Source organism: Anaerobacillus arseniciselenatis, assembly GCF_001865995.1.
GTDB classification, from domain to species: domain Bacteria; phylum Bacillota; class Bacilli; order Bacillales; family Anaerobacillaceae; genus Anaerobacillus; species Anaerobacillus arseniciselenatis.
Map to the genome: position 1 here is coordinate 182,311 of NZ_MLQQ01000001.1, position 25,980 is coordinate 208,290.

Genomic DNA, 25,980 nt, shown 5'->3' on the forward strand with positions numbered 1-25,980 from the left:
CAAAATTTACTAACAGCTAATTATTTGTGGAACAATAGTTCAGTACAATGATATAGGAGTTGAAAACATGAAGAAGTGGGCATTTGTTTCTGATTTTGACGGTACTATCTCTGAAGTTGATTTTTACTCTTTAGTTATAGAAAAGTATTTTCCAGAAGGTCGAGAATTATTTAAAAGATGGAAAGCAGAAGAAATCCTCGATATAGACTTTTTACAAAAGGTCTTCTTATCGATCAATCAAGACGAAGAACAAATTATTAACGAGATTACATCGATGCCCATCGATGATTATGTACCCAACTTTATTAAAACAGTTCAAAAAAATGGCGGAGATTTCTTTATTTTAAGTGCTGGAACAGACTATTATATCCATCACTTTTTAAAAAGATATCATATTCAAAACGTCAAAGTATTTTCAAATGAAGGCTACTTTCATGAGAAAAACATTCATTTAAATATTGACAAAGAACATGAGCATTTTTCAAAAAGATATGGAATAGACAAATCGAAAGTGATCACACAATTAAAAGATCAATATGAACACATCTATTTCATTGGTGATAGTGAACCTGACAGCCATCCTGCCAAACACGCTGACATTACTTTTGCTAAAGGAGCGTTGCAACATATTCTAAAGAAGCAAAATACTCCTTTTATTCCTGTCAGTACATTCAAAGAAGTTGAGCAATATTTCATCAACAAGGGAGTGATTCAACCATGTTAACTCCTGTCACGAGCGTACCGATCCCCGCCATTTTAAATATTAGTAATGGCGGGCTTTCACGTCTAGGTGACATTTTAAAAAAACACCAATTCAATAACGCTGTAATTATTTTTGATGACTTTACATATGAAGCTTTTCATGACATTACCGAAAAATCAATAGAAACAATTGAAGTAGAAAACGTGATCCTCGGTTCAAACCTAGACATTCAAGACCTTATAAAAAAAGCGTTTGCGATGCCTCGTTACGATGTTGTCATCGCCATCGGCGGCGGCTCGATTATTGATTACGGAAAATATATTGCTTACTCAAGGCGAAGTCCGTTCATAAGTATTCCAACGTCAGCCTCCAATGACGGCTTTGCTAGTAGTAACTGTTCAATTCACGTCGATGGCAAAAAAACGACCGTGCCAGCGAAAGTGCCTTTTGGGATACTCGCAGATCTGGATATTATCCAACACGCACCAAAGCGGTTTGTCCTAGCTGGAATTGGAGACTTAATGAGCAACATTACCGCCCTTTATGATTGGGAGTTTGAGGAAAAAAATGGAACGAGTCACGTCAATGCCTTTGCGGCGATGTTAAGTAAAAAAGCAGTTAATAGCTTTATCCGCACGCCTATGAACGATATCCAAAGCCCGCTTTTCTTAAAAGAGCTGATCAGTTCAGCAACAATGGGTGGCGTTGCAACGGCAATCAGTGGCAATAGCGCTCCGATTAGTGGCTCAGAACATCTAATTTCCCATGCTTTAGACAAAATTTCAAAACAACCACAAATGCACGGCCTTCAAGTCGGCGTCGCAACTTATATTATCGCTCACGTTCAAGAGCACCGTGTTGAGCGCATAAAAAAAGTGTTTGAACGAACTGGTTTTTTTGATTACGTAAAGCAACTCAACCTAAATAAAGAGGAATTTTCAGAGGCGATCAAACTCGCTCCAAGTATAAAACCGAATCGTTATACATTTCTTCACGATGATACGTATAAAGAGAAAGCATTGCGCCTCCTCAGTGAAGATCCTACATTACAAAAGATATTAAAATAACTAGGCAACTAACTAATCTTGCGAATTACATTACAAATGCCCACTCGAATCTAAGCTGACCACATAGCTATATAGTGTAGCCAATCAAAAGGAGGTTTTTTCCATGATGGGTTATCAATATGGCGCACCACAACATTGCCAACCTTTTCCTAGTGCTCATGGCACAGGAGGCTTTACGCTAATTGTTGTTCTGTTTATCCTACTAGTCGTTGTAGGGTCAGCTTATATTAAATAATTAGGTCGACAGAAGCAAGGGAACTTTTCCCTTGCTTTTTTATTTTATTCCACCCAAAGAAAATCTAGATTTTTACATTTCGAAAAAAAACAGTTCATGTAGGAATTACAAATGGGAATATTAATAAAAAAATAGTTGGAGTTTATGTTAATGAAAACTAAACGTTTAGTAACGAACTACTCACAGCGTCGTACGATTCATCACTCGGCCTCTTATCACGACAATTTAATTACATATAGAAATCCGTGGGTAGTCGCTTGGTGGACAGCTGCTCTCCCTGGTTTTGGACACTTAATGTTATGCAAATATATAACTGGATTTATCCTCTTTGCTTGGGAAGTTTTCGTCAATGTTAATGCAGGAATAAATGCGGCCATCGTATATTCGATGATTGGGGATTTTGAAGCTGCAAAAGAAATACTTGATCCCAATTGGTTATTTTTTTATGCTGGTGTTTATGTATTTGCCATTTGGGACTCTTATCGAAGAACAGTGGATTTAAATCGCTTATATGTATTAGCATACAGAGAGAATAGTCCCCTCGCTCCGTTTAAAATAAGTTCTTTAGAAATTAATTACTTAAATAAACGAAAACCTTGGGTCACAGTAATATTTTCGGCGTTCGCCCCTGGTTTAGGGTATCTATACATAAATCGGTTACCAAGTGCTTTCTTTACAATCATTTGGTGGGTAATTATAGTGTATTTTTCAAGATTTAATGAAGCGGTACTTTACACAATGATTGGAGATTATTCAGGTGCTATCGCTATTCTAGATCCCCAATGGCTTCTTTTTATTCCGTCGCTTTATGTATTTTCTATGTTTGACAGTTATTCATACACTGTTGAATTAAACAAAGTGTTCGAAAAAGAACAAGCGAATTACTTGCAAAAATTTTATCAATGCAACCCTTCAGAAACTCTTACAAATTTAAATGAATTTTAAGGTGGTTTCATCATGCATATCATTGCAACGTTTGAATACTCGACATCATTAGAATTGGCTTTATCTGAATTAGAAAATACTGGAATACCCAAGAAAAAAATTACCGCTTTCCCATTAGATAAACGTGTCGAACCAGGAAAGTTATTTGATTCGATGCACCAATCCGATGGAATTAGTTTATTCGATTTAGCGGCAGTTTTCGGGGCGATATTCATGCTTTTAGGAACCATTTACGGATACGTTCTAAAATTAGGACCAATTTTATGGGGGCTTTTCGGATTAATCTTCGGCTTGTTGTTAGGATTTTTAATTGATTATACAATTTATAAACGAAAACTCGGTAAGAAAATTAAACAAAATAAGAAAGAAAAAATCTCGGAAGTCGTGATTATCATTGAATGCAAAGACCACGAACTTGAAAAAACCGAAAAAATTTTATGGTCGCACGCTGCTTTAGGCCTTTGCAAGGTCAGCACCCCAAGGAATAGTGGTTCCTCGTTTCGTATATAACTAAACGTTAGAGAACACTAACATCGATAGAAAGGACAAATAAAATGGCAATCACTTGGGATGAACTAACCGTACAGAGAAAACAATTAGCCGATAACCTTTTGAAATTTTGGCTTAATGAAAACGTATTTACAACTCAATGGTGGTTTATTCTGTTTACTGTGATTATCGGATTTGCGATTTTTTGTAAGTTAGTTGATAAGAAACGAATTATGGAAATTATCACTTACGGTTTAATGGTTATGCTGGTTGGAACTTTACTTGATTTGACGGGAGTTTCATTCGTTTTATGGGGCTATCCTAATAAGTTATTACCTGTCTTACCTTCATTATTTACTGTCCATTTATCTTCTTTACCCATTCTGATGATGTTGCATTATCAATATTTTAGTGACTGGAAAAGGTTTACGTGGACGTTAATCATCTTATCAGCGATATTCAGCCTTATATTCGAACCGTTCTATGTTTGGGCAGGTATTTATGAAGAACATAACTGGAAGTATTTTTACTCTTTTCCCGTTTATATCGCCATCGGCTTATCCTTGAAGTGGGTAATAGCGAAAATTAAATCCATCCAAACAAACCATAGCGGTGTCTGACACCACTCGTGGACAAATCGCTAAAATGTCCACTGGAGGCGGACACCAACAAAAAACGCATGAATTCCATCTGAAAAATTCATGCGTTCATCTATGTTCATCATTTTTATTAGGAATTTATTGCGCGTTTAACACTAATTCCCGCCTTATTTTTACGATAATTTTTCGAATACTGTCCTCTGAGAGATTGTGCATTTTCATAAGTGATCTAATACTACAACCATTTTCAAATGCTCGATAAATTTCTTCGTTTCGAATTCTTAAAGTGCTACGAGTTCCATTTTTAGCACCCCACCGTGCCCTTTCTTTATGCTTAGGAATGTAAATTAATTCGCCTTGAATATATTTTTGTAATTCATTTAAAAGCTTCTCAGGTAATATATCTTTTCCATTTTTATAAGACAAAAGTAAGTCCTCCTGTTTGTTTTATTCGATTTTTTACGAATAAACAAGGACTGATCTCATTTTGTCACTCATCTCTATGATAAATTAAAAAATTAACAAAATAAAGACCTCTCACTTCCTTGCTTATTACATTTGTTTAAACCAATATCGACAAACATACGCGAAGCCCCCTTATTTTTATAATTTTTCTTCAATTTCCATATTATCACATAATTTTTATTTCAAACATATTAATTTCAAAAAATAACCACAATTCTACCTAAATAATATAAATCTATTTAAATCAAACTTATAAGATTCAGCCACCTCATAACTTTCGATTACCTTCTACGAGCGACTAATCTAGTAAAGGTAAAGTACTCGCCCCCATCAGCAGTTAAAAGTTCGATATCTCCATTTCTGCCCCAAAACCCTGATTGTTTAGCGGTCGTTTCCCACTTCAGCCATAGGTTCCATCCGTTTGGCATGGTATCAGAAACTTCAATATCGACAAGACCACTTCGTCTCCATAGCTTCGACCACCAGTTAGGAGAATGGTAAGTATACCACTCACTGTCCCAGTAAGGCTTCAGTTTTACAGGCACTTCATCTTCGAACTCCTTCATTAATCCAGGTACAACGATACCAATTTGACCATTTGGTTTTAATAGTTCAACAAAATTAAATAAGTAAAGTTCATTCGTACCATAATAGTGATATGAATCTATACTAATAATTGCATCAAAAAATTCTTTGGCGTAAGGAAGTGCATGTGCTTCAGCACGAATTGGAAAAACGAGATCTTCTACCCCTGCTTCTTTAATTCGCCTCCAATTATCAGTTGCTGTGATCCAAAGGTCATTGGCCCATACTTGAACACCAAATTCTTTTGCTAAAAAAATTGAGCTCATCGCTTTTCCACAGCCCATATCTAAAATCTTCATGCCAGGTTTAAAATCCATCGCTTTTGCTAAATACTCAGTAAGCCATACAGAGTTCGGTCCCATATCATTTCTTATCATCCATTGAGGATCATATTTTGCTGAAAGCGGAAATTGTTCAACCATCAACGCTTCTTTTAATTCGCCTTTAGTCATCAATATAGGAACGCCCCCACAATTTTATCTTCTTGTAAAAATCGTTGTTTTCCATTAAATCTTTTGCATGATATAAAACACATATCCATAGTACTCACTATATTTTCGATACATCTCAATCTCTCTAAGGGATTCATCTAGCTTTCCCTGCCATTCATCGCTATTTTTGTGCTCTTCCCGTAGCATGGCAACTCGCTTTTCTAGTGGACCATAATAATGATCCCACCAGCTAGATTCAGGTAAAGTAAAATGGTCGATCAGTTCATATCGAGCATTCTCCACTAACTGTAAATTCTCCTCTACAGTTTTCATGCCTGGATAGTTCTTTGCCCAAAAATCATTAATCTCTTTTGGTCGTTTTGGTTTTAACCAAGTTAACTCTGACAATGCGATAAAACCACCCTTTTTTACAAACGGAAACCATGAATTCACCCCATGTTCAAATCCCATAATAAAAATTGCGCCTTCAGACCAAATTACATCAAAGCTAGACTCCTTAAAATAATCTTCTAAAGAAAACATCGACCCTTTCATCACTTCAACCTTATGCGAAAGTTTCTCGTCATTGACGCTTTGCTGTAATCGATCTAAAAATGGTTGGTGCATGTCTAAAGCAACAATCTTACCGTTTGTATTTCTCGCCAATTTTAACGTCTGCATTCCCGGACCACAGCCAATATCTAAAATCGCAGGTTGCTTCGGTAATCCTTCTAGCGATTGGAATGCTTTTTTCGTTGAAGCATTATCTCCTGGACCCTCTCTCGGAATATCTTTATGAATCTCAAAAAATATGTTCAATTTTCCAACCTCCTGTATATATCTTTATTTCATTATTACAGGTACTAGTAATTTCTTACAGTGAAAAAATAATTATAATTAAATAATCCGATCTTCAATGAACTTTTGCTATTCCCTCCTTTTCCATACAAAAAACGTGCACATCAACATGTGCACGCCTAAAGTTATTCTACATTAAATTCATCCGGATTCGGACCAACGCGACGATCTTCGTTTAGTCCATTAATCAACGTCATTTCTTCTGTTGTTAGCTCAAAATCAAAGATGTCGGCATTCTCTTTCATTCTCTCTGGCTTTACCGACTTCGGAATCGTTACGACCTCGTTTTGCAGATCCCAGCGTAAAATAACTTGAGCAACAGACTTTCCATACTTCTCACCGATTTTTGCCAACGTTGGCTCATCAAGTAATTTACCTTGGGCAAGTGGTGACCATGCTTCAAGCTGAATCTTATTTTGCTTACAAAACTCATGAAGCTCAACTTGCGTTAAACGCGGATGATATTCCACTTGGTTTACCATCGGCACAACTTCACAATCAGCGATTAAATCTTCTAAATGAGTTACATGGAAATTACTTACACCGATCGCCCGAATGCGCCCATCTTTATAAAGCTTTTCAAGCGCCTTCCACGTTTCTTTATACTTCCCTTTAGCCGGCATTGGCCAGTGGATTAAATAAAGATCTAAATAATCTAAACCGAGCTTCGTCATACTCTCTTCGAATGCAGCAAGAGTCGTTTCATAACCTTGGTTTGAGTTCCACACTTTCGTCGTTATAAATAACTCTTCACGAGGAACGCTCGCTTCTTTAATTGCTCGGCCTACTCCTTCTTCATTTCCATAAATAGCGGCCGTATCAATACTGCGATACCCTGCATCGATCGCTTCCTTTACTGAACTAACAGCTTCTTCACCCTCTTTCATTTTAAAAACACCTAATCCAAACCATGGCATTTTCACACCGTTATGTAATGTCGTTGTACTTTGTAAATTTTTCAAATCGAATCGCTCCTTCAGTTTTTACTTAATATGTATTCATGGTAAAGTATAACAAAATGATAGGTGTACATAAAAACATTTCACTTGTGCGAATTTCATAATTACCTAGATTTAGCCATATCAAACGATATGTAGTTGCGAACGGTTTAACACAACTACATATCGATACTTAATGGCGATAATATTGAATGATGAAATTCATTAACTTTCCTACTAAACATCTATGTCTTTTGTTAAAATAAGTTAGATTATACATAACGGAGGTTTTCTCATGAAAAATACAATCAATCATGAAATTGAACAGTTGCGTTCAGACTTTTATAAAATTAGCCAATATATTGGTGAAAATCCTGAATTAGGTCATGAAGAATTTAAAGCTTCTAAAATCTTAGCCGAAACTCTTACCGATCATGACTTTCAAGTAGACATGGGAACTTGCGATTTAACGACTGCCTTTGAAGCAGTTTTCGACAGTGGTGCTCCAGGTCCATCAATCGGGTTTATGGCCGAATACGACGCTTTACCTGAAATTGGACATGCTTGCGGGCATAATTTAATTGGTACAATGGCAATTGCTGCAGCTATAGGACTTAGCAAAGTCATGAAACAATGTGGTGGAAAAATTTACGTTTATGGTACACCAGCAGAGGAAACTCGCGGTGGAAAAGTAACGATGGCCGATGAAGGTATTTTTAACCATCTAGATGTCGCGATGATGGTCCATCCATTATACCGTCATGAAGAAAGTGGCTCATCACTGGCGATGGATGCCATTCAATTTGAGTTTTTCGGGAAGTCTGCCCATGCAGCTGCAGCCCCTCACGAAGGGATCAATGCATTAGATGCAGTCATCCAAACATTTAACGGTATTAATGCACTTAGACAACACGTTACTCCTGACGTAAGAATTCATGGAATTATCCCTGAAGGCGGGAAAGCTGCAAATATCGTTCCAGATCATGCTATCGCCCAATTTTACGTTCGGGCTCAACACCGCAGCTATTTAAATGAACTTCTTGAAAAAGTAAAAGGGTGTGCTCAAGGTGCTGCTCTTGCTACCGGAGCAAAATTAGAAACTTCTTTTTATGAGCTATCTTACGACGATATGATTACAAACGAAGTGTTGTCAGAAGTATTCACAGATAACCTTGTGGCATTAGGAATTGACCGTGCAGAAATTCACGAAAAAGGTAGTGGAGGTTCTCTCGACATGGGGAATGTCAGTCAAGTAGTGCCATCCATTCACCCTTATATCAAAATTTGTGATGAACCTCATGCATGTCATACTCATGGTTTCCGTGAAGCAGCAATGAGCGATCAAGGTTTTGAAGGGTTGATTTTAGGTGCAAAATCGATGGCAAATACCGCTTTAGATGTTATTACAAAACCTGAACTCCTTAGTAAAATTAAGGAAGAATTTGAAAAGAGACGATAATTTAGTTGTCAATAATATTATTAGCATTACCATTCAAGGCATTAAAACTACTTATTTTTAATGCCTTTTTTTATGGATATTTGGTTTCTAACAATATTTGTACCATAATACCATTATTTAATTTTCGTATAAGCCACTAACATCTTTCAAAGTAGTTTAACTCCATAATTTATCATATGTATTTAACAATTACACAATCAAAAAAAGTGTCAGACACCGTAATAGATATATACCTCCATCTATTAAGGTGAACTGACACTAGCAGATCAATCCTATTAATATTTCTTTCTAGAGTCGACATTCAGTTGTTGCTTTTGTAAAACTTTTAATTTTACTTCAACAACCATTTTTTCCTCTATTTCTTTAAATGTGCCTTCCTCAAATGGTGCATCAATTAACTTACCATGTTCGTCATGAACTCTACCCATTTTACGATCTAAAGCCTCATCATACTCGATAAAGCGACTAGATAGCAACTGGCAGTATGGCAGTTCATTGAACTCTTCTCCGCTAAACTGATCGAATTGTGATAAATCGCCAGCTAGTAGTTTTTCTTTTGAAGAAAAGCCATCTGGTAGTTTAGATTCTGTAAAGAATGTGAACTCTTTGCTATCAGGTCCAAATGCAAACTGAGGCTTTCTAATATAATCTACTTCAGTTACTGCTTTAAAAGGTACATCAATTGTGAGGGAACGGATGCTAGAAATGACAGAATCTTTCGTACCATACTTAGGCGTTGCATACTGAATATTTTTTCGAACAAAACCACTAATAAATAGTTTATTCGTTGGTAGTAATAGACGGCATTGCGTGATTTTTAAATTTTTCTTAATATCTTTAATTTCTAAAACAGGCTCTGGAAACTTAATCGTTGGATTTAAATCGATTTGAACAACGGTTTCCGCGAGTACTACTGGTACTTTCACCGTAGCTTTGCCTAAGATTACATCTGGCTCTTGTGGAGTATTAGTAACCTTTGGCGATAATGCATTTTTGGATTTCATAGGTTTATAGTTAAAGTATGGTGGTGCTGGCTTATTGACTTTCTTGTTTTTATCTGACACTTTCATTCACCTCCTTGGTATTTGTTAATAGCTTATGTAGCTAAAACCAAGAAGGGTGGACACTTCAATTAGTTAAATGCACCATTTTGTAAAAAATGATATAAACTCACTAGTAGCATTCGTCTATTAAAATAGGTGAACCTACTAAAGTCCAAGGTAAAAGCTTACTTCTCGCTGTTCCTATGTCGCCTGCCAGCTAATCATATATTCTGTATGTTCATCGGGAACATGAATTTGTGGATCATTCACAATCCACTTTCCTTCAATATTTTTTTCGTTACAGGCCAGTTCAAAGTGACACATTGCAATACCGATATCGATAAGCTGCATATCAAATCCTAATTTATTTCCACTGTAATTAGGCGTATGTGCTATATAAAAATGGCATTGCTTTTTGTCCGAAGATAATACGAGTCGCCAAGGTTGTTTGTTAGAAGCGGATGGACCTAACCTCACCATCTCAATCGGGACGGCAAACGCTTCTGCTTCGGTTTCCTTCAGAGTTTTTTCGAAACTTCCATCAAAGAACAACTCAACCCACGTTTTTTTATTATCAGCCTTCGTCACATATCGAAGTGTTTTTTCAAAGAGACGTTGTCTTCCCTTCGCATAGCCAATTGGTGAAATACAAGGAATGAATTCGTCATTATTTAAATTGATTTCTTGTTCAAATGAATTGCGGTTAAATGTTCCACCAATCCAGCATGTTCCAACTCCTAATTGAGTGGCAAATAAGATCACCTTCTCAAAAATATAACCGAATTCAACTAAACCCATTTTTGAATTTTCTATAATTCCTACAATATAGCCTTGATGATTTTTTATAAAACCATATGTTCCTAACTTAACCCCTTTATCTGAGACGTTATTTGCGACATCAATGATTTCAAATCTCGCTTTTCTCCCTAGTGGCCCAATTAAGTTCTCTTCTTTAGTTATGTAGTCTTGAATAAGTAAATAATCATGATCTGTAACAGGTGTTTGTTCATAAGTTCTGATCGACTTACGTTTTTTTATCGTTTCTAAGATTGATTTCCTCATGACCCCTCACCTCATAAAGCTAATTTGCCAAGCAATCTATAACTTCTTTGGCAGCTCTTTCTCCTGATTGAACTGCACCTTCCATATACAATCTCCACTCTGTTGCCGTTTCACTTCCAGCCCAATGTATTGAAGAGATCGGTTCAAACAAAGCGGATCCGAAATTCGTAATGATACCCGGAGCATAATGAACACCGTAGCCGCCTCTTGTCCATAATTCTTCAGACCAATTATTTTCATATATATACAGAGGTTCCTCTGCCTCTTCCCCAAAACAGCGCACTAATGCTACGAGTACCTCTCTTTTTCTTGCTTCAATTGAAAGTCGTTCTATATTTCGAGCACGTGTTCCGTTTATTAAAACGGTTAAAACACCTCTTGATGCTTTTTCAGGAGAACTATCAAAGGTTTGTACCAATGGTCCATCCTCTAATAAAGCGTTTCCATTTAGACCGAACTCACGCCAAAAAGGAGTTTTATAAACGAAGATCATTTTTATCACCGATGGTAAACCAGAGCGCTCATTTAATTGTGCTTTTGACGCTGGTAACGGTGGCTGAAAATGAATTCTCGTCTGCAAATTGGGCGGTATCGCGATAATCACTTTCTTTGCCTTCCAACAATCATTACTAGTATATATAAAACTACAGTGATTTTCATCGTAAATTTTTTCTACTTGGCGATCATATCGTATTTTTTCCTTTAAAAAGTTAGAGATTGCATCTGTTAACGCTCCCATCCCTTCGCGTACCCACATTTGTTCAGAGTTTCGAACATTAGTGACACCACCAGCTGTTTTAAGGCACCATAATACATCAAGAGCTGAAACTTCATATAAATTTGCACATAAAAGTTCTTCAAGTAATTGCGTTAAATACTTCTTCCCAAGTTTTGTATGCATTTTCGATTCAAGAAGTTGCTCCATTGTAATTTTGTCATAATCAGCTGCAGGACCGTGCCAAGGCGTACGTTCATCTAATTCACGACTTATTTTATTCAACTTTCTAGAAAATTGGAAAATATCAATAAGAGCCATACTCGATACCGGAGCACTTTTTTGGTAATTCATCGTTCCATTAAGCTCGTAAATGGATTTTCCTTTACGAAATGTTGAAACGGTATGTAAGCCAAATTGTGATATTAACTTTTGAACGCGATGATGTTTTCGACTAAACCATTGCGCTCCTAAGTCTATCGTAACATTTTCACTTGTCCTATGACTATAAATTCTTCCACCTGGTCGAGTTCTAGCTTCTACAACGATAAACGTTAGATTCGTTTTATTCAGTTGTAAAGCTGCAGTTAACCCAGCTAGACCAGCCCCGATAATAACGACATCTACTTCATGATAATTCGACAAAATAAATTCCTACTTTCGCTCGAAAATATTAATTTATTATTTGTAGAATCATGATTTGTCATTCAGTTACGTGAATACCTTTCCAATAATGCAATGTAAAAAATAGGGCAACGCTATCAGTAGGGGTGATTCACATGTTTCGTAAGACACTACTTTCATTTGTTCTTGTAATTTTCCTATTTAATTTATCTATGGTTAACGCTCATAGCAATATAAATATTGAAATTTTTCATATTGAAAAAAATGAGATAATAAAAACGACACCAATAAATTCTAACGTACAGCTAGAAGCTGAAAGAATAATTAAAGAAATTGATTGTGTTGTAAAAAAATTCAACCCTATCCCAGACAAAGGCTATATGGTTAAAATCCCTTTAAATCCACCTTATCGATTAGAAAACAATTGGATAAACGATTTAATTGATGAAGTTATCATCATTATCCCTGAGGGTGAGGAGCCATATTTACTTATATTCGATGATGAAAATAAGTCTTATTTTTTTACATTCCAAACAAAAATTGCTACATTATTAAACACTTTAGAATTTCCCCTTTAAAAGACCGTTATTGGTCTTTTTTCTTATATCGCTTTTGAAGTAACCTGTGTATTACTTTTGGTACATCTTTTCATAATACAGTATTCTTTCTAATTATCAGATCAACAAAAAATCGCATGAAATTTCGTTACGAAAATCCATGCGATTCGCATTTTAAAACTATTAAATTGTCCATTCGTCGTGAACAACACCAACTAAGTACCATTGCTCGTCTTCCTTTTCTAAAACGAGGCGAAGGCTACGCCAGTCCATCCCGACAAAGTCTGGATCAAATCCTGAAAAATGGTATTCAACAACCGTCGCTTCAGGATAAACTTCCCCAGTATTATCAATCGTGTTGCCATGCCCTAACCTTTCATCTACAGCGACTTGTTCTGCATTGGCAAAATCTTCGTCATATATAAAACGTTCATAGTACTCTGCAAATGTTTTTTCTATCGGATTTCCTTTACCGTCAAATACACCCCAAGTATAAACGGTATCATCGCTCATTGCCCCTTTGATTTGTTCCGCAGTTAAAACGACATCATCTTCGACGTACACATAAGCGTACGGTGAAAAACGTACCCCTTTCGTTGGATGAACAAAAGATGCAACCTTCTCCATGTCCATTTCAGAGAAAGCTGTTACGATTTCGTTTGCAGCTTCTTTAGGGGTTGCAAATTTAGGCTCCTCTTTCTCGTCCTTTGCTTTTTCCTCTTCCTTTTTCTCTTCCTCGGATTCCTCTTTTGTTGTTTCTTCAGTATCCCCTAATTGTTCATCGTTAGGATCTGAAGTTTTTGGCTCGTCCTGTGAAGTTCCATTTTCAGTTTCGCCTACTTGTCCACCATTCAACTCTTCACCATTCGCACAGCCAAAAATTAGTAAAAATGCACCTAGTGCAAGTAGTAATCGACGTAATCTCATATTGGGACCTCCTAATCAAATGATATATTTATCTATACCTCATTTTCTTTATAGTTACTCTGTAAATTCCAGGAAAACTATTTCAATATATTCTTCACTCGACCAACTTGACCGTCCTGAAGTCGAACTTTAATCCCATGAGGATGATTAGGTGATTTTGTTAAAATATCCTTGACAATGCCCCGAGTCGTTTTCCCAGTCCGCTGATCTTGCTTTAATACAATATCAACTTCCATTCCTTGTTGTAGTTGACTACGTGTTTGACCGTTCATATTTTCCCTCCTTAAAATGCTGTGATAATTCGATAATCATTGCTCCCATTCGCTCAAGTTGGGGAGCGATATAATTAACGACCCCTTCTTCCCTTAATGCTTCAGCAGTAACTTTTCCAACGGCGACTGCTAACACATCTTGTTGAAAAGCTCGATCGATTCCCTCTTTGAAATTATTTCTTTTTGCAAAATCAAAAAGAGAACGAACTTGAATGGCTGTCGTAAAACAAACCGCTTGCACCTCAAGTGCAATGATTTCTTTACATAACATTTCGACCGTTTCTGTGTTTGGCGCAATATGTTGATAAGGAAGGATTTGTTCAACAATCGCTCCTTTACATTGAAGAAATTCGATCAACTTAGGAACACGATCTCCATGAAGCTGCACAACCACTTTTTTCCCTTCAAAGTCGTAATCGTTTAACGCCCGAATTAGTCCAGCCGTTGTTCCGTCTTCATCAACAGCGAGCGGATTGACCCCGATCTTTTTTAAAGCAGCAACCGTTTTGTAGCCCCTTGCTGCAACATCTGACTTTTCGATCGTTTGTAAAAATTGATTTTTCACACCTAGCTTTTCCGAAATATTGACAAGAGTATCAAAACCGATTCCCGTTGTAAAAATGAATACATCCGCTCCTTCAGTGATGAGCTTTCGTAATCCTAGTTCGACTTCGTCTCCAGCTAAAAGAACGGTTCCTTGTAATGAACGGACCACTGGAACCCCGCCTTGTTTTTCAACTAAAAGGCTCATTTCTTCAAGCTTTCTCGATGCTGCTAGTACAACTTTTTTCCCCTTTAAACTCACGCAATTCATCCTTTCTTTTAAATCTATTTAATTGATCGATCATATTTTCTTCTCTCAATATTTCTATTTGCCGTTCACCAAACAAATCAAAATGCGGATAGTCAGAACGGTTATCAATATATTTTGCAGGGATATTATATTTCTCGCCCCAACGAATTAATTTCGCTCTGTTTGAACAGCCTACTTTAGTGACAGTTTTCATAGTTGGAAATCGTTCGTCGTACCAATAATGAGTAAGAAAAGCTATTTCTCCTTGCCTCACTTTTTCTTTCCATGCGACCAGTTCATCACGTTTTATACCAAAAGCCATGTTGCATCTCACCTCTTTAAGTATATTACCATATAAACCGCTTCGATTTTAATTTCATGATCGAAAAAGGGCTGTCCAAAAAGAAAGTGCTAGACACCGTCAGACACCAAATATAGACGGGGTAATAAATTTATACGTCTATATTTTGGAATTCTGCATGGTGTCTGACACTTTTTGGGGACAGCCCTTTTTTAGTGTCAATTCTAGTTTTCAAACGTTCCTTTTACGACTACTTCTCCGTCGTTGACCATTTGCTTTCCTTTTGCAAAAACGTGTTTTATCGCTAAATCTTCTTTATTTAAAATAAGAATATCAGCATCATGACCTTTTTCTAGTCTACCTTTTTGTTTTAACTCTAATGCCGTCGCGGTATTTGACGTTACCACAGGGATGGCTTCTTCTAAACTAATACCGAAATCTCGAACCGATGCTACAAATTGCTCATATAACGTATACGTACTAGCAACTCCAATCCCAGTCAGCTTTCCGTTTATATCAAATTTAGGGAGACTTCCATTCCCGTCAGAGGAAAACGTCAGCTGGTCCATATCTCCACCTTGCTCTTTATAGTAAGCTAGCCACTTCGATGTTGAAGATGATGCCGTCATATCAACGAACGCCCCTTTACTAGCAAGTGCAATCGCATCGTCCACTAATTCTTTACTTCTCGTAATATGGGTACAGTAAATTTTCGATGCTGGAATTTCATAGTCTTCCATAATTTGATGTAGTATTTGCAGGCGCAGCTTTCCAGGCCCGATATGAAAATGAGTCACTCCAGCTTTTCCACTTAAAAGGCCGCCAATCCTTGCTTCAGCAACTAACTTTGCCACTTCATGAATCGACGGTTGAGCGCCACGCGAATCAGACAAAGCGATTTCACCAGCTCCAATGATTTTATCAATATTAATAATATCGTCTTTAACAGAAGAAGTAATTGTCGGCGTAGGAACATGATAATTGCCTGTATATATGTAAGTTGAAATCCCTTCTATTTCAAGGCCACGAGCTTTCGCTAGTAACGATGTCATATGTCTCGTTGTACCGTCAGTCCCTAAACAGCCAACAACGGTCGTAATCCCCGAACGCACGATATCTGATATCTGAATTTCTGGCGTTCTTGTCGCAAAGCCTCCTTCACCACCACCACCAATGAGGTGAACATGAGGATCAATGATTCCTGGCATCACAATCGAGCCTGTCCCATCAATGACCTCCACTTCTAAACCGACATCTACTATGTTCTCATTGACTTCTCCTATTTGAGCGATTTTGTTATCTATAAGGAGAACCGATTGCTGTCCTAAATATTGTGGCGCATAAACTTCTGCATTTTTAATTAGTTTTAACATTTGATCACCTTCCAATTTGAAAATTCGTAAACTATATTATACAAACTTTAATGAATTTCAGAATTCATTATTTTCGCCACTAAGTATCTATATGGAGTTGCGTTAAACCGCTCGCAACTACATATAGGTTTGATATGGCTCAATTTAGGTAATTATGAAATTCACTCACTTAAAACCATATTAATGAATTTCATAATTCATATTTAGCGCCACGAAGATCAATATATAGTTGCGTCAAAACCTTTCGCAAACTATATATTGCGTGATGTGGCTCATTTTTGGTAATTATGAAATTCACTCATATAAATAAAAATTCTTTCTATTTAATCATTTTAAATGGTAGTAAATTATTTAGCAATTCGAAACTCTTCTACTACAAATCAAATTTAACTGTTTTTTTGAAAAAATGTATAAAATCCTAATTTTTCCACAAGCTATTAACAAAAGAGATTTGGAGTGGTGTAAATGGGAATTATCAAAGCATTTCTCGACTGGCAGTCTGCCAACTATGAAAAAAAAGTTGCGAAAATGAAGGAACAAGGGCTTTGTCCTGATTGTCGTGGTAGAGGTCACAGCGCAACTGCTGCTAATGCTTACGTATATCTACCTTCTTATCATTATCGTTGTTATAGTTGCAATGGATCTGGTGCTTTTTCTGACTGGGAAAACATTACTCACTAAAAGTCACTCGTATCTATTTAGATAAAAATATGTTATAATAAAAAGATTAAGCGAAAGGGTGATGATAAATGAGTAAAAAAACTTACGCAACCCAGCTATTACAGATTGTCAAAGGTTCTAAAAGAGCAATGTCTTATGAGGTGGCTGCTAAGAATCTGAAAAAGGCAAATCCCCAACTACAAGACACATCAAAAAATACGATGGGCATTAAAAACATTTTAGATCGATTTGTAGAAAAAGGCTTAGTAAGTAAAACGAAGGCCGGAAACTATAAAAGCTAAAAGGCAGTAAATCCCTCATTAGAAAAACTTAGCTTACGACAACTCTCTACCTCACATTATTTTTCATTGTAATTTTAACTACAATGAGTAGACCCAGTACTAAGAAAAGTTAAAAAAGAAAAAAGGCTAACCTAATAAGTGATAATGCTAATTGGAGTGGAACATTAGTGGTACGAGGCTACACTAATTTATCTCCTAACAATCACTTATGTCCGGGTTAGCCTTTTTTTGTGAAATAATTACGGTTTTAAAACAACTTTTATACAGTCATCGGTTCGCTTATTAAATTTTTCATAACCTTCACTCGCTTGATCTAATGGGAGTGAATGAGTAATGATCGTTGTCGGGTCAATTTCGTCGTTTTTTATTAGGTCATATAAGTGCGGCATAAAATGCCTCGCTGGTGCTTGTCCCATTTTAATATTTATATTTCTAGCAAAGAATGGGCCTAGCGGAAACATATTGTACAATCCACCATACACTCCAGTTATTTGTAATGTTCCACCTTTTTTTATCGCCTTTGTCGCAATTTGAATAGGTCCTAATGTTCCACCTTGGAGTTTTAATTTTTGCTCTACATATTCTACTGGAGATTTTTTTCCATCCATTCCTACACAATCAATGACGACTTCTGCTCCACCACTCGTAATTTCTTTTAATACTTCGCCCATATCTTCGTGATCCGTAAAATCAAAAACCTCTACCTTGTTTACTCTTTTTGCATGCTCAAGACGAAATGGAATATAATCGATCGCAATGACTCGTGAGGCACCTTTCATCCATGCAAACTTTTGCGCGAATAAGCCGACTGGTCCGCACCCTAAAACAATGACCGTATCTCCTTTTTTCACACCAGCATTAACAACACTCCAATATGCTGTAGGTAATACATCTGATAAAAATAATAACTTTTCATCTTCAAGTTCACAATCTTGAGGCACGACAAACGGGGTAAAATTCCCAAACGGTACTCGCAAATATTCAGCCTGCCCACCTGGGTGATTTCCGAATTTCTCTGAATAGCCAAAATAACCTCCAGAATCGTAGTGCGGGTTAGAGTTATCACATTGACTCTCGAGTTCATGATCACAATAATAACATCGTCCACAAGAGACCGTAAACGGAATGACGACACGATCGCCTTTTTTCACTTGATTTACACTTGAACCAACTTCTTCAACAATGCCCATCGGCTCATGGCCAATGACATAACCGATCGGCAACGGAAAGTTTCCTTGATAAAGATGCAAATCAGAACCGCAAATTGCCGTTGACGTAATTTTCACAATAATATCTTCATGATCCTGAATTTTTGGATCTTCTACTTCTTTTACAGCTACCGAGTTTTTCCCTTGATATGTTACAGCCTTCATTTCACATCATCCTTTGACCAATTTAATCATCACTTTATTATTTGGTCACAAAAGATGAACCATTCAATTTTACTATGGTAATTATTGTACTATTTTAGAAATCATTTTGTTCTTTTCATTGCGTCTTCAGCAAGTAACAGAATCGTAGCGTCATCCATTGGCGGATTATGAAGACCAGCGCGGACATCACGATAATATCGCTGTAACGGATTTCGCTCAGATAGACTCCTCGCACCGGTTACTCGCATCGCTAAGTCAACAACATCGATGGCTTTATTAGTCACTGAATGTTTCACTGCGCCTAATTGTGCTCGCATCATTTGTCGCTTCTCAACGTCATTTTCATCCCACGCATTTGCCACTGCGTATAAAAAGTGTTCGCTTTCTTGAATTCGAAGTTCCATTTCACCGATTTTTTGTTTCACAAATGGAAGGTCTGCAATGGTACCTTCGATACTATTCGGCGAATAACTTTGAGCAAATGAGACTGCATAATGTTGGGCTGCTTTTGCAATCCCTAAGTAACAAGCAGGTATATGCAAGAGCCACCCAGCTGCTTGTTTTTTTCCAGGAGTTATATATTCAACTAAATGTTCATTTGGAACTGTAACTTCTGTAAGAACTAAATCGTGGCTACCCGTACTTCTCATTGCGACAGAGTCCCAAGTTTCCTCAATATGTAAGCCCGCACAACTCCGATGTATTAAAAAATTCCCAATTTCGTCACTATGATGAATCGAAGCACTGACAACAAAATAATCAAGTACTGGCGAAAGTGTTGTAAATGTTTTTCGCCCTGTAATTATCCATTTATCGTCTCTTAAAACCGCCGTCGTTTCCGGGCGACCACCTCTAGTCGGGCTGCCCGTCGCTACTTCTGAGGCAGCATTGTTTAGTAGTGCTCTCCGCTCGATGACATCTCGACAGAATGTTTGAAACATTTTTTCATCCCACGGCCTCGTTTCACTTAAATGCTTAACAATTCCCATGTGCCAACCGATCGATAAGGCGGTTGATCCGTCAGCTTGTGCGATCGTCTCTTGTAATTTTACAAGCTCTAATAACGAAATTTCTTGGCCTCCGTATTCCGATGGAACTGTGAGGGTATGGTAACCAACTCGTTTAAGGTCATCAATATTTCCCACTGGGAACGACGCTCCTTGATCATGTTGCCAAGCCCTTTCTGAAAAAGGCTTAACGACTTTTCGAATAATCTCTAGACGCTCTTCACAGCCATTTGCCGTTGTTAAATTCATCTTATCGCCACCCCTTAAAATTAATTAACCTCATTATAGTATAAATAAGAAGCGAACTCTAAAGTTTACGTTCCTTGCTCCTTTAAAGAAGGATTATTAAAATAACTCGACACGGAGTAATGAGTTCCGCAAACTGGAGCAAGCGAACTCGTTTCAGCAAGCTGAAACATCGAGAAATCAGATGAGTTCCGACTCCACCTGATTAAAAGTTCCCACCTACGCTACGAGTTGAGATGGGGGTCTATAACCCATTAAACCATTTAAGGATGAAATAGTAATCTAAGAGTGTGTCGCAGTTTGGGGAGAGTGCGCAATAATTGGATTCCTTATATCCGTCCGGCATGCGAGAATATCTCGCGTTACCTTTTGGTGAGTGTGACGCTTTGTTCGGGCACGCGAGAAGGTCTCGCGTTACCTTTTGTGTGAAGTGACGCTTCGTTTGGGCACGCGAGAAGGTCTCGCGTTACCTTTTGGTGAGTGTGACGCTTTGTTCGGGCACGCGAGAAGGTCTCGCGTTACCTTTTGTGTGAGATGACGCTTTGTTCGGGCACGCGAGAAGGTCTCGCGTTACCTTTTGTGTGAGGTGACGCTTTGTTCGGGCACGCGAGAAGGTCTTGCGTTACCTTTTGTGTGAGGTGACGCTTTGTTCGGGCACGCGAGAAGGTCTCGCGTTACCTTTTGTGTGAGATGACGCTTTGTTCGGGCACGCGAGAAGGTCTTGCGTTACCTTTTGGTGAATGCGACGCTTTGTTCGGGCACGCGAGAAGGTCTTGCGTTACCTTTTGGTGAATGCGACGCTTTGTTCGGGCACGCGAGAAGGTCTCGCGTTACCTTTTGGTGATGTAGCGTACGATTAGGGCACTTACACTAGGGTTAAGTGACCGAACTTGAGTGCCAACACTGAATTCAGGCACTTACACTAATTTGCACATCAACCCCTGTTTTACTGCGCACTCCCCCCATACTGTGAATCATCACTACAATGTGCCGTATCGCAATACTTTAATTCTGGCGCACCAGTTTCCAGTTCGTTTGACTAATTCAACCGTCAGTTGAATAAATAAAAAAATCAATTGATAAGTTATTGTTCACTCGTTATTCAAAGGATTAGAATTGGTATACGAGGAGTGTGAAACATGAAAGATAAATTAGCAAAAAATATTAACAGATATCGAAAGGCAAGAGGACTTACTCAGGAGGGACTGGCACAACTTCTTGGAGTTACATATCAAGCAGTTTCCAAATGGGAAAATGAACAGGCTTTCCCTGACATCACCTTACTTCCGGAAATATCAAAAGCTTTAGAGGTTAGTATAGATAAGTTACTAGGTTATGTTTCTTACGATAAACAAGTTACTATATACGAAAAGGAATATACTACACCAGACTATTATTGGGGAATAAAACCTAATTCGGATTGCTATAAAGTTCTTGAGTTTATGCCACCTACTAGTCACCTAAAATTATTAGATATCGGGTGTGGCGAAGGAAAGGATGCTGTGTTTTTTGCAAGGAATGGTTATGATGTAACTGCTTTTGATATTTCTGATGCTGGTATTGAAAAAACAAAGAAATTAGCTGATTTAGTTGGCGTTAATGTAAAAGTTTTTAAGGCTGATATTTTAGATTTTAGATTAAGTACGCAATACGACATACTTTTTTCAAGTGGTGTTTTACATTACATTAATCCTAATTATCGAAAGGAAATAATTGATAACTATAAGAAATATACAAACAACGGTGGCATGCATTTCTTTAATGTGTTTGTTCAAAAGCCTTTTATTGCTCCGCCTCCTGAAAAAGAACCAAATGCATTTATATGGAGGTCAGGTGAATTGTTGTCGCATTATCACGATTGGTTAATAGAAAGTTCACCAGAAGTGATCTTTGATTGTCATTCATCAGGTATCCCACACCAACACGCGATGAGCAAAATAATAACTAAAAAAGTCTAACCTCATGTTAAGGTATCTCTATGAACATTGTACTAGTTGAAATCATTCTGATACTCCTTCACCTAAAGGAGTTTGACCTTCACATTTGGGTAGTTCTGTAAAAAAACGAAAACATTATTTAATGAAAACGGGATGGCAAATGCCACCCCTATTTTTGATTTTTTGCTTTAATTTTAATTTCCAGATTAATCCTTTGTCGGAGGAGCCGGCCGCGGTATCGAGAAAGTCTCACCGAGCTTTTCGTAATCTGAGCCTCCTAAGCGACTGACTGGTGCTAATTTCTCGGCATCAATCTTCCCTTCTAAGTACAAGTCGTCCTCGACTCGATAGTTCACAACTTCGCCAATAATAAAATCACAGCTTGGCTCATCTCCCGTTCCTCCAAGTGTCAATGCTTGTGAAAGTTTGCATTCAAGTTTAATTTTTGCTTCTTTAATACTCGGAACGGAAACCTTCTCACTTTTTTCTAACGTAAAGCCAACTTCAGTGACTTCACTCACTTCTGGTGGAAAATCTGCCGAAGTTTCATTGACGAGTTCTACATTTGATTCGTCAACGACATGCACCACAAATTCCTTACCTTTAATGATGTTACGAGCCGTATCTTTTGAGGAGCCATCCGGCTTGCGTCCGACCGAAATACTAATTAACGGCGGGTTGGCTGTAATGACATTGTAAAAGCTGAACGGCGCTGCATTCACGATGCCTTCCTCGTTTTGGCTCGTCACAAAGGCAATCGGCCTCGGTAACACGCTTCCGATTAACATTTGATAATTTTCCGTCCTTGTTAACTTTGATGGATCGATGTTCATTTTCATCACCTCATCTCCATATTAACAAAACTTACCTTTATTTTGCCAAAACTTTAATGAACTCTCGCATATAGTCAGGCAAATCCGGTGGACGTCGGCTAGAGACGAGGTGACCATCGACCACAACTGGCTCATGAACCCATGTCGCTCCAGCATTTGTCATATCATCCTTAATACCGGGAGTACTCGTCACTTTTTTTCCTTTTAAAATTCCTGCAGAAATTAGTACCCAACCAGCATGACAAATTTGACCGATCGGCTTCTTTTGCTCATCCATCACTCGTGTCATATTTAATACATCTTCATACCTTCTTAATTTATCTGGAGACCATCCCCCTGGTACTAAAAGCGCGTCATATTCGTCAGGATTAATATCTTTAAAAGCACGGTCACTGACAATTGGCACACCGTACTTTCCGATATATTCTTCATCCGCATTTTCTCCGACAATATGAACTTCTGCTCCTTCTTCTCGTAATCGAAGCACTGGATACCAAAGTTCTAAATCTTCAAAGTCGTCACTGACGATTTGGATTACCTTTTTTCCTTGCAATTGCATATTTGTCACCTCTTCGTTTGGACTCTGTTTAATAATACCCAAAAAAAGTCGTCATTAAGCTTAAAAATTAGGCAAACTATGCATGAGGTGACCTAAGTAATGAAACCATTTATTTTTAACCCCGGTGAGCATATCGAAAGAAATCTATTTCTTTCTTTTCAGCATATTATCGCTCTTTATTTATTTGGCTGTTCGGTTGTCTGGCTTTATTTACACCGTCATCATAGTTATATGAAGCAAGTGAGATGGATCATTTTCGGCATACTTGTCCTCTCTGAAATTAGTTTAATATTGTGGAGTGTAGTCACAGGAATTTGGGACATTCGTTACAATTTGCCGTTACACCTATGTACAATCAGTTTATTGTCTAGTTCTTATATGCTTGTGACAAACTCTTACAAAGTATTTGAGGTCATTTATTTTTTCGCGATTGGCGGGGCTTTTCAAGCGATTATTACACCAGAATTGTTTTACACATTTCCACACTTTCGCTTTTTTCATTATTTTATTGCTCATTTTGCCATTATTTTAGCGGTTTTATATATGATTTGGGTATGTAAATATACAATTACGTTTCGGTCAGCGGTTAAATCTTTTCTAGTATTAAACTGTATTGCTATTTTCGTGTTTTTCGTGAACATTTGGACGGGAGCAAATTATATGTTTTTAGCGAGGAAACCTGCAACACCGAGCATTTTAGATTGGCTCGGCCCTTATCCTTGGTATATTTTATCTCTTGAAATCATAGCGATTGTTTTATTTTTATTGCTCACGGTTCCATTTTATTTAAAAGATTTTATTTCAGCTCGAAAGGTTTAGGGGCTTGTTCAGATAAACCAACCGCAATTTTTCACTCAGAAAAATTTGCTTTGATACCATGGATAGAGGAATATTATGAACGAAGCCACCTCTACCTCTTTTTATCTTTGTGCTGCTAAATAGGAATAAACATCTTTCAAACAGTAAAACCCTTTTTGTTCGATGAGTCGAACACTTTCTACCCACAAATTCGCTGTAGCTATGGCATCGTGTAGTGCATGATGTCTTTTTTCAATCCGAATTCCGTAATGATAACACCAATCATCTAATGTGATTAGGTTTAACTTAGCTTCATTTATTTTTGTTAAAAATGACGTATCGATCACACGGTGTTCAAAACGGCTTTTTAAAACTGACCATGTCACATGTTGCATAAAACTTCGTTCATGATTTGCATGGTGGGCAATCAACGGATCACTTTTCACAAACTGAAAAAAATCATTTAATACTTGCTCAATCGGTGGAGCCTTTAATAGTTCTTTTTCTAAAATCCGTGTTAAAGCTTGGATTTTGTGTGATGGCTCCTTTTCATTATATATAAGCGAATAAAAAGGATCCTCTTCTATAACTTTTCCTTTCTGTACTTTCACAGCCCCTATCGATAAAATTTGATCACCATTATATGGGTAAAACCCTGTTGTTTCTATATCAAAAACGACTACGTTTAAATTGGCAAAAGGCACTTCAAGTACATCTTGCTTTTTCATTTCCCTTTGTAAATGCCTCACGAAAGCAACATTACGAGGTACATTTTGATTAGCTAGGGAAGAATATGAATTTGATCTAAGCTTCTCTGGTATTTGTCGTAAAAATTGCATCATTGTGTTCATATTCATCGCAAACACCTTTGATCAATCATTTTTTTTGTCTCCTTAAATAACTTTCGCCCATTTTTTATCAACTCTTTTAAACTCTCTTTTTCATTTGCAGACATGGACTTCACGTGTAACAAATGAACCTTTTCGTAATTAACGGTTTCTTTTTGAAAATACAGTCGGTAATTTAACAGCTTTAAAAAATCAGTTTGATATTTTTTAATAGATGCGTATTCCTCAGGTAAACGTTGAAATCGTTTAAGTGTTGAAGATTCGGGTATTTTTTCGAGAAGAGCTAATAATCTAAGTGCGTTTACATATGGAAATAAAATCGTTTGCTTAATATTGATATTACCAGCGTCCTCTCCTTTTTCTTTAGGGAGAAGCTGTCCGAATATGCCAAGCCCCTTCTTAATAAAGCCGACATTTTCATATAATCGTTGATACAAAGAGGGGACTTCAGCTAACTTCAAAAATGCAACTTGCTTTACTCTCTGTAATAAATCTTCTTTCCCGACTAATACACGAGCATCAAAAAAAGTAGAAAAATAGCGTAACGATTCCCAATCGGCTTCATCAAGCCACGCTAAAATTTGCTTTTCCCATTCAATCGTAGATTTGCACCAATATGGGTTCGAGGCCATCACATTACCATCGCATTTTTCGTAACCGGTAACCGCAAAACCCTTTGTTATTTCTTGACCCACTTTTAAAAAATAATCATGAAAGAGAGGGTTCTCACCGTCATATACGATGCCATGATCTTGATCACTCCAAACTGATTGTTCACTACGGCCTGCACTTCCCATGACAAAGAAAGCGAAGTGAGTAGGGGGGCTTCCCCACTCACTTTCAACTTCCTTTAAGGCAATTTGAACCGTTCTCCTCATCAATTTATCATGAAATTTATTTAGCTCGTGATGATCCCAAGACACCGATTTTATTTTTTGGTCGCGCCACTCTTTTAATTGTTGATAATTTTCCAAGG

Annotated in this window: 30 protein-coding genes; 12 read left to right on the forward strand and 18 right to left on the reverse strand. The window is 37.4% G+C overall.

The window, feature by feature from the left end; all coding sequences use genetic code 11:
- Positions 1-67: 67 nt before the first annotated feature.
- The 6 genes from BKP35_RS00960 (at position 68) to BKP35_RS00980 (ending at position 4,059) form a co-directional block, all read left to right on the forward strand.
- Complete coding sequence (locus BKP35_RS00960) at positions 68-724, forward strand: MtnX-like HAD-IB family phosphatase (protein ID WP_071311519.1); 657 nt, start codon at positions 68-70, stop codon at positions 722-724.
- On the forward strand, positions 718-1,770 hold the full coding sequence (locus tag BKP35_RS00965; protein WP_071311520.1) for an iron-containing alcohol dehydrogenase family protein: 1,053 nt from the start codon (positions 718-720) through the stop codon (positions 1,768-1,770). The genes BKP35_RS00960 and BKP35_RS00965 overlap by 7 nt, the downstream gene beginning before the upstream one ends.
- Positions 1,771-1,873: 103 nt before the next feature.
- Positions 1,874-2,005: a YjcZ family sporulation protein gene (locus BKP35_RS18815; RefSeq protein WP_084031390.1), complete on the forward strand. Its 132-nt coding sequence runs from the start codon at positions 1,874-1,876 to the stop codon at positions 2,003-2,005.
- 150 nt (positions 2,006-2,155) lie between these two features.
- Positions 2,156-2,950, forward strand: a complete 795-nt coding sequence (locus BKP35_RS00970) for a hypothetical protein (RefSeq protein WP_071311521.1) — start codon at positions 2,156-2,158, stop codon at positions 2,948-2,950.
- Positions 2,951-2,962: 12 nt separating this feature from the next.
- Entirely contained in the window at positions 2,963-3,460 is a 498-nt protein-coding gene (locus BKP35_RS00975; RefSeq protein WP_071311522.1) for a hypothetical protein, read from the forward strand.
- 44 nt (positions 3,461-3,504) lie between these two features.
- The gene (locus BKP35_RS00980; RefSeq protein ID WP_071311523.1) at positions 3,505-4,059 is read left to right on the forward strand and encodes a CBO0543 family protein; all 555 of its coding nucleotides are present in this window, start codon (positions 3,505-3,507) and stop codon (positions 4,057-4,059) included.
- 117 nt (positions 4,060-4,176) lie between these two features.
- Here the strand turns inward: BKP35_RS00980 and BKP35_RS00985 are convergent, their stop codons facing one another.
- The 4 genes from BKP35_RS00985 to BKP35_RS01000 form a co-directional block, all read right to left on the reverse strand.
- Complete coding sequence (locus BKP35_RS00985) at positions 4,177-4,464, reverse strand: CD3324 family protein (RefSeq protein WP_071311524.1); 288 nt, start codon at positions 4,462-4,464, stop codon at positions 4,177-4,179.
- 320 nt (positions 4,465-4,784) lie between these two features.
- Positions 4,785-5,540, reverse strand: a complete 756-nt coding sequence (locus tag BKP35_RS00990) for an SAM-dependent methyltransferase (protein ID WP_071312199.1) — start codon at positions 5,538-5,540, stop codon at positions 4,785-4,787.
- A 54-nt stretch (positions 5,541-5,594) separates the two neighbouring features.
- On the reverse strand, positions 5,595-6,338 hold the full coding sequence (locus BKP35_RS00995; RefSeq protein WP_071311525.1) for a class I SAM-dependent methyltransferase: 744 nt from the start codon (positions 6,336-6,338) through the stop codon (positions 5,595-5,597).
- Between the two features lie 164 nt (positions 6,339-6,502).
- A complete protein-coding gene (locus tag BKP35_RS01000) occupies positions 6,503-7,339 on the reverse strand; it encodes an aldo/keto reductase (protein ID WP_071311526.1) in 837 nt (278 codons plus the stop codon).
- Between the two features lie 271 nt (positions 7,340-7,610).
- Between BKP35_RS01000 and BKP35_RS01005 the strand changes: the two genes are divergently transcribed.
- Positions 7,611-8,774 (forward strand): M20 family metallopeptidase, encoded by a 1,164-nt coding sequence (locus tag BKP35_RS01005; RefSeq protein WP_071311527.1) that lies wholly within the window; start codon positions 7,611-7,613, stop codon positions 8,772-8,774.
- A 275-nt stretch (positions 8,775-9,049) separates the two neighbouring features.
- Here the strand turns inward: BKP35_RS01005 and BKP35_RS01010 are convergent, their stop codons facing one another.
- From BKP35_RS01010 to BKP35_RS01020, 3 genes are all read right to left on the reverse strand, one after another.
- Complete coding sequence (locus tag BKP35_RS01010; RefSeq protein ID WP_139192787.1) at positions 9,050-9,838, reverse strand: CsxC family protein; 789 nt, start codon at positions 9,836-9,838, stop codon at positions 9,050-9,052.
- Positions 9,839-10,018: 180 nt separating this feature from the next.
- On the reverse strand, positions 10,019-10,879 hold the full coding sequence (locus tag BKP35_RS01015) for a nitroreductase family protein (protein WP_071311528.1): 861 nt from the start codon (positions 10,877-10,879) through the stop codon (positions 10,019-10,021).
- A 19-nt stretch (positions 10,880-10,898) separates the two neighbouring features.
- Positions 10,899-12,239, reverse strand: a complete 1,341-nt coding sequence (locus BKP35_RS01020; protein WP_071311529.1) for a flavin monoamine oxidase family protein — start codon at positions 12,237-12,239, stop codon at positions 10,899-10,901.
- A 134-nt stretch (positions 12,240-12,373) separates the two neighbouring features.
- Between BKP35_RS01020 and BKP35_RS01025 the strand changes: the two genes are divergently transcribed.
- Entirely contained in the window at positions 12,374-12,796 is a 423-nt protein-coding gene (locus BKP35_RS01025) for a hypothetical protein (RefSeq protein ID WP_071311530.1), read from the forward strand.
- A 162-nt stretch (positions 12,797-12,958) separates the two neighbouring features.
- Here BKP35_RS01025 and BKP35_RS01030 read toward each other — a convergent pair whose 3' ends face one another.
- From BKP35_RS01030 to iadA, 5 genes are all read right to left on the reverse strand, one after another.
- Entirely contained in the window at positions 12,959-13,702 is a 744-nt protein-coding gene (locus BKP35_RS01030) for a hypothetical protein (RefSeq protein WP_071311531.1), read from the reverse strand.
- A 77-nt stretch (positions 13,703-13,779) separates the two neighbouring features.
- Positions 13,780-13,974 carry a YwbE family protein gene (locus tag BKP35_RS01035; RefSeq protein ID WP_071311532.1) on the reverse strand — a complete coding sequence of 65 codons (195 nt, stop codon included), beginning with the start codon at positions 13,972-13,974 and terminating at the stop codon, positions 13,780-13,782.
- On the reverse strand, positions 13,955-14,788 hold the full coding sequence (locus tag BKP35_RS01040) for a uroporphyrinogen-III synthase (protein ID WP_071311533.1): 834 nt from the start codon (positions 14,786-14,788) through the stop codon (positions 13,955-13,957). The genes BKP35_RS01035 and BKP35_RS01040 overlap by 20 nt, the downstream gene beginning before the upstream one ends.
- On the reverse strand, positions 14,730-15,089 hold the full coding sequence (locus BKP35_RS01045) for a hypothetical protein (RefSeq protein WP_071311534.1): 360 nt from the start codon (positions 15,087-15,089) through the stop codon (positions 14,730-14,732). Before BKP35_RS01045 ends, BKP35_RS01040 begins: the two co-directional genes overlap by 59 nt.
- A gap of 203 nt (positions 15,090-15,292) precedes the next feature.
- Positions 15,293-16,441: a beta-aspartyl-peptidase gene (gene iadA, locus BKP35_RS01050; RefSeq protein WP_071311535.1), complete on the reverse strand. Its 1,149-nt coding sequence runs from the start codon at positions 16,439-16,441 to the stop codon at positions 15,293-15,295.
- Positions 16,442-16,906: 465 nt separating this feature from the next.
- Here iadA and BKP35_RS01055 point away from each other — a divergent pair, with 465 nt between their 5' ends.
- Together BKP35_RS01055 and BKP35_RS01060 are read left to right on the forward strand one after the other, a co-directional pair.
- Positions 16,907-17,122, forward strand: coding sequence for a hypothetical protein (locus BKP35_RS01055; protein WP_071311536.1), 216 nt, complete (start codon positions 16,907-16,909; stop codon positions 17,120-17,122).
- A gap of 68 nt (positions 17,123-17,190) precedes the next feature.
- On the forward strand, positions 17,191-17,403 hold the full coding sequence (locus BKP35_RS01060) for a hypothetical protein (RefSeq protein WP_071311537.1): 213 nt from the start codon (positions 17,191-17,193) through the stop codon (positions 17,401-17,403).
- Positions 17,404-17,642: 239 nt separating this feature from the next.
- Here BKP35_RS01060 and BKP35_RS01065 read toward each other — a convergent pair whose 3' ends face one another.
- Together BKP35_RS01065 and BKP35_RS01070 are read right to left on the reverse strand one after the other, a co-directional pair.
- Positions 17,643-18,776, reverse strand: coding sequence for a zinc-dependent alcohol dehydrogenase (locus BKP35_RS01065; protein WP_071311538.1), 1,134 nt, complete (start codon positions 18,774-18,776; stop codon positions 17,643-17,645).
- A 101-nt stretch (positions 18,777-18,877) separates the two neighbouring features.
- Complete coding sequence (locus BKP35_RS01070) at positions 18,878-20,032, reverse strand: acyl-CoA dehydrogenase family protein (protein WP_071311539.1); 1,155 nt, start codon at positions 20,030-20,032, stop codon at positions 18,878-18,880.
- Between the two features lie 1,136 nt (positions 20,033-21,168).
- On the opposite strand from BKP35_RS01070, the gene BKP35_RS01075 reads away from it, so the two are divergent.
- Positions 21,169-21,987 (forward strand): DNA (cytosine-5-)-methyltransferase, encoded by an 819-nt coding sequence (locus BKP35_RS01075; RefSeq protein WP_071311540.1) that lies wholly within the window; start codon positions 21,169-21,171, stop codon positions 21,985-21,987.
- A 185-nt stretch (positions 21,988-22,172) separates the two neighbouring features.
- On the opposite strand, the gene BKP35_RS01080 is transcribed toward BKP35_RS01075, so the two are convergent.
- Positions 22,173-22,799: a flavin reductase family protein gene (locus BKP35_RS01080; protein ID WP_211274588.1), complete on the reverse strand. Its 627-nt coding sequence runs from the start codon at positions 22,797-22,799 to the stop codon at positions 22,173-22,175.
- 37 nt (positions 22,800-22,836) lie between these two features.
- Positions 22,837-23,358 (reverse strand): type 1 glutamine amidotransferase domain-containing protein, encoded by a 522-nt coding sequence (locus BKP35_RS01085; RefSeq protein ID WP_071311542.1) that lies wholly within the window; start codon positions 23,356-23,358, stop codon positions 22,837-22,839.
- Positions 23,359-23,457: 99 nt separating this feature from the next.
- Between BKP35_RS01085 and BKP35_RS01090 the strand changes: the two genes are divergently transcribed.
- Complete coding sequence (locus BKP35_RS01090) at positions 23,458-24,177, forward strand: YwaF family protein (protein WP_071311543.1); 720 nt, start codon at positions 23,458-23,460, stop codon at positions 24,175-24,177.
- Positions 24,178-24,278: 101 nt separating this feature from the next.
- Here the strand turns inward: BKP35_RS01090 and BKP35_RS01095 are convergent, their stop codons facing one another.
- Positions 24,279-25,013, reverse strand: coding sequence for an exonuclease domain-containing protein (locus tag BKP35_RS01095; protein WP_071311544.1), 735 nt, complete (start codon positions 25,011-25,013; stop codon positions 24,279-24,281).
- Positions 25,010-25,978, reverse strand: coding sequence for a DUF294 nucleotidyltransferase-like domain-containing protein (locus tag BKP35_RS01100; RefSeq protein WP_071311545.1), 969 nt, complete (start codon positions 25,976-25,978; stop codon positions 25,010-25,012). The genes BKP35_RS01095 and BKP35_RS01100 overlap by 4 nt, the downstream gene beginning before the upstream one ends.
- Between the last annotated feature and the right edge of the window lie 2 nt (positions 25,979-25,980).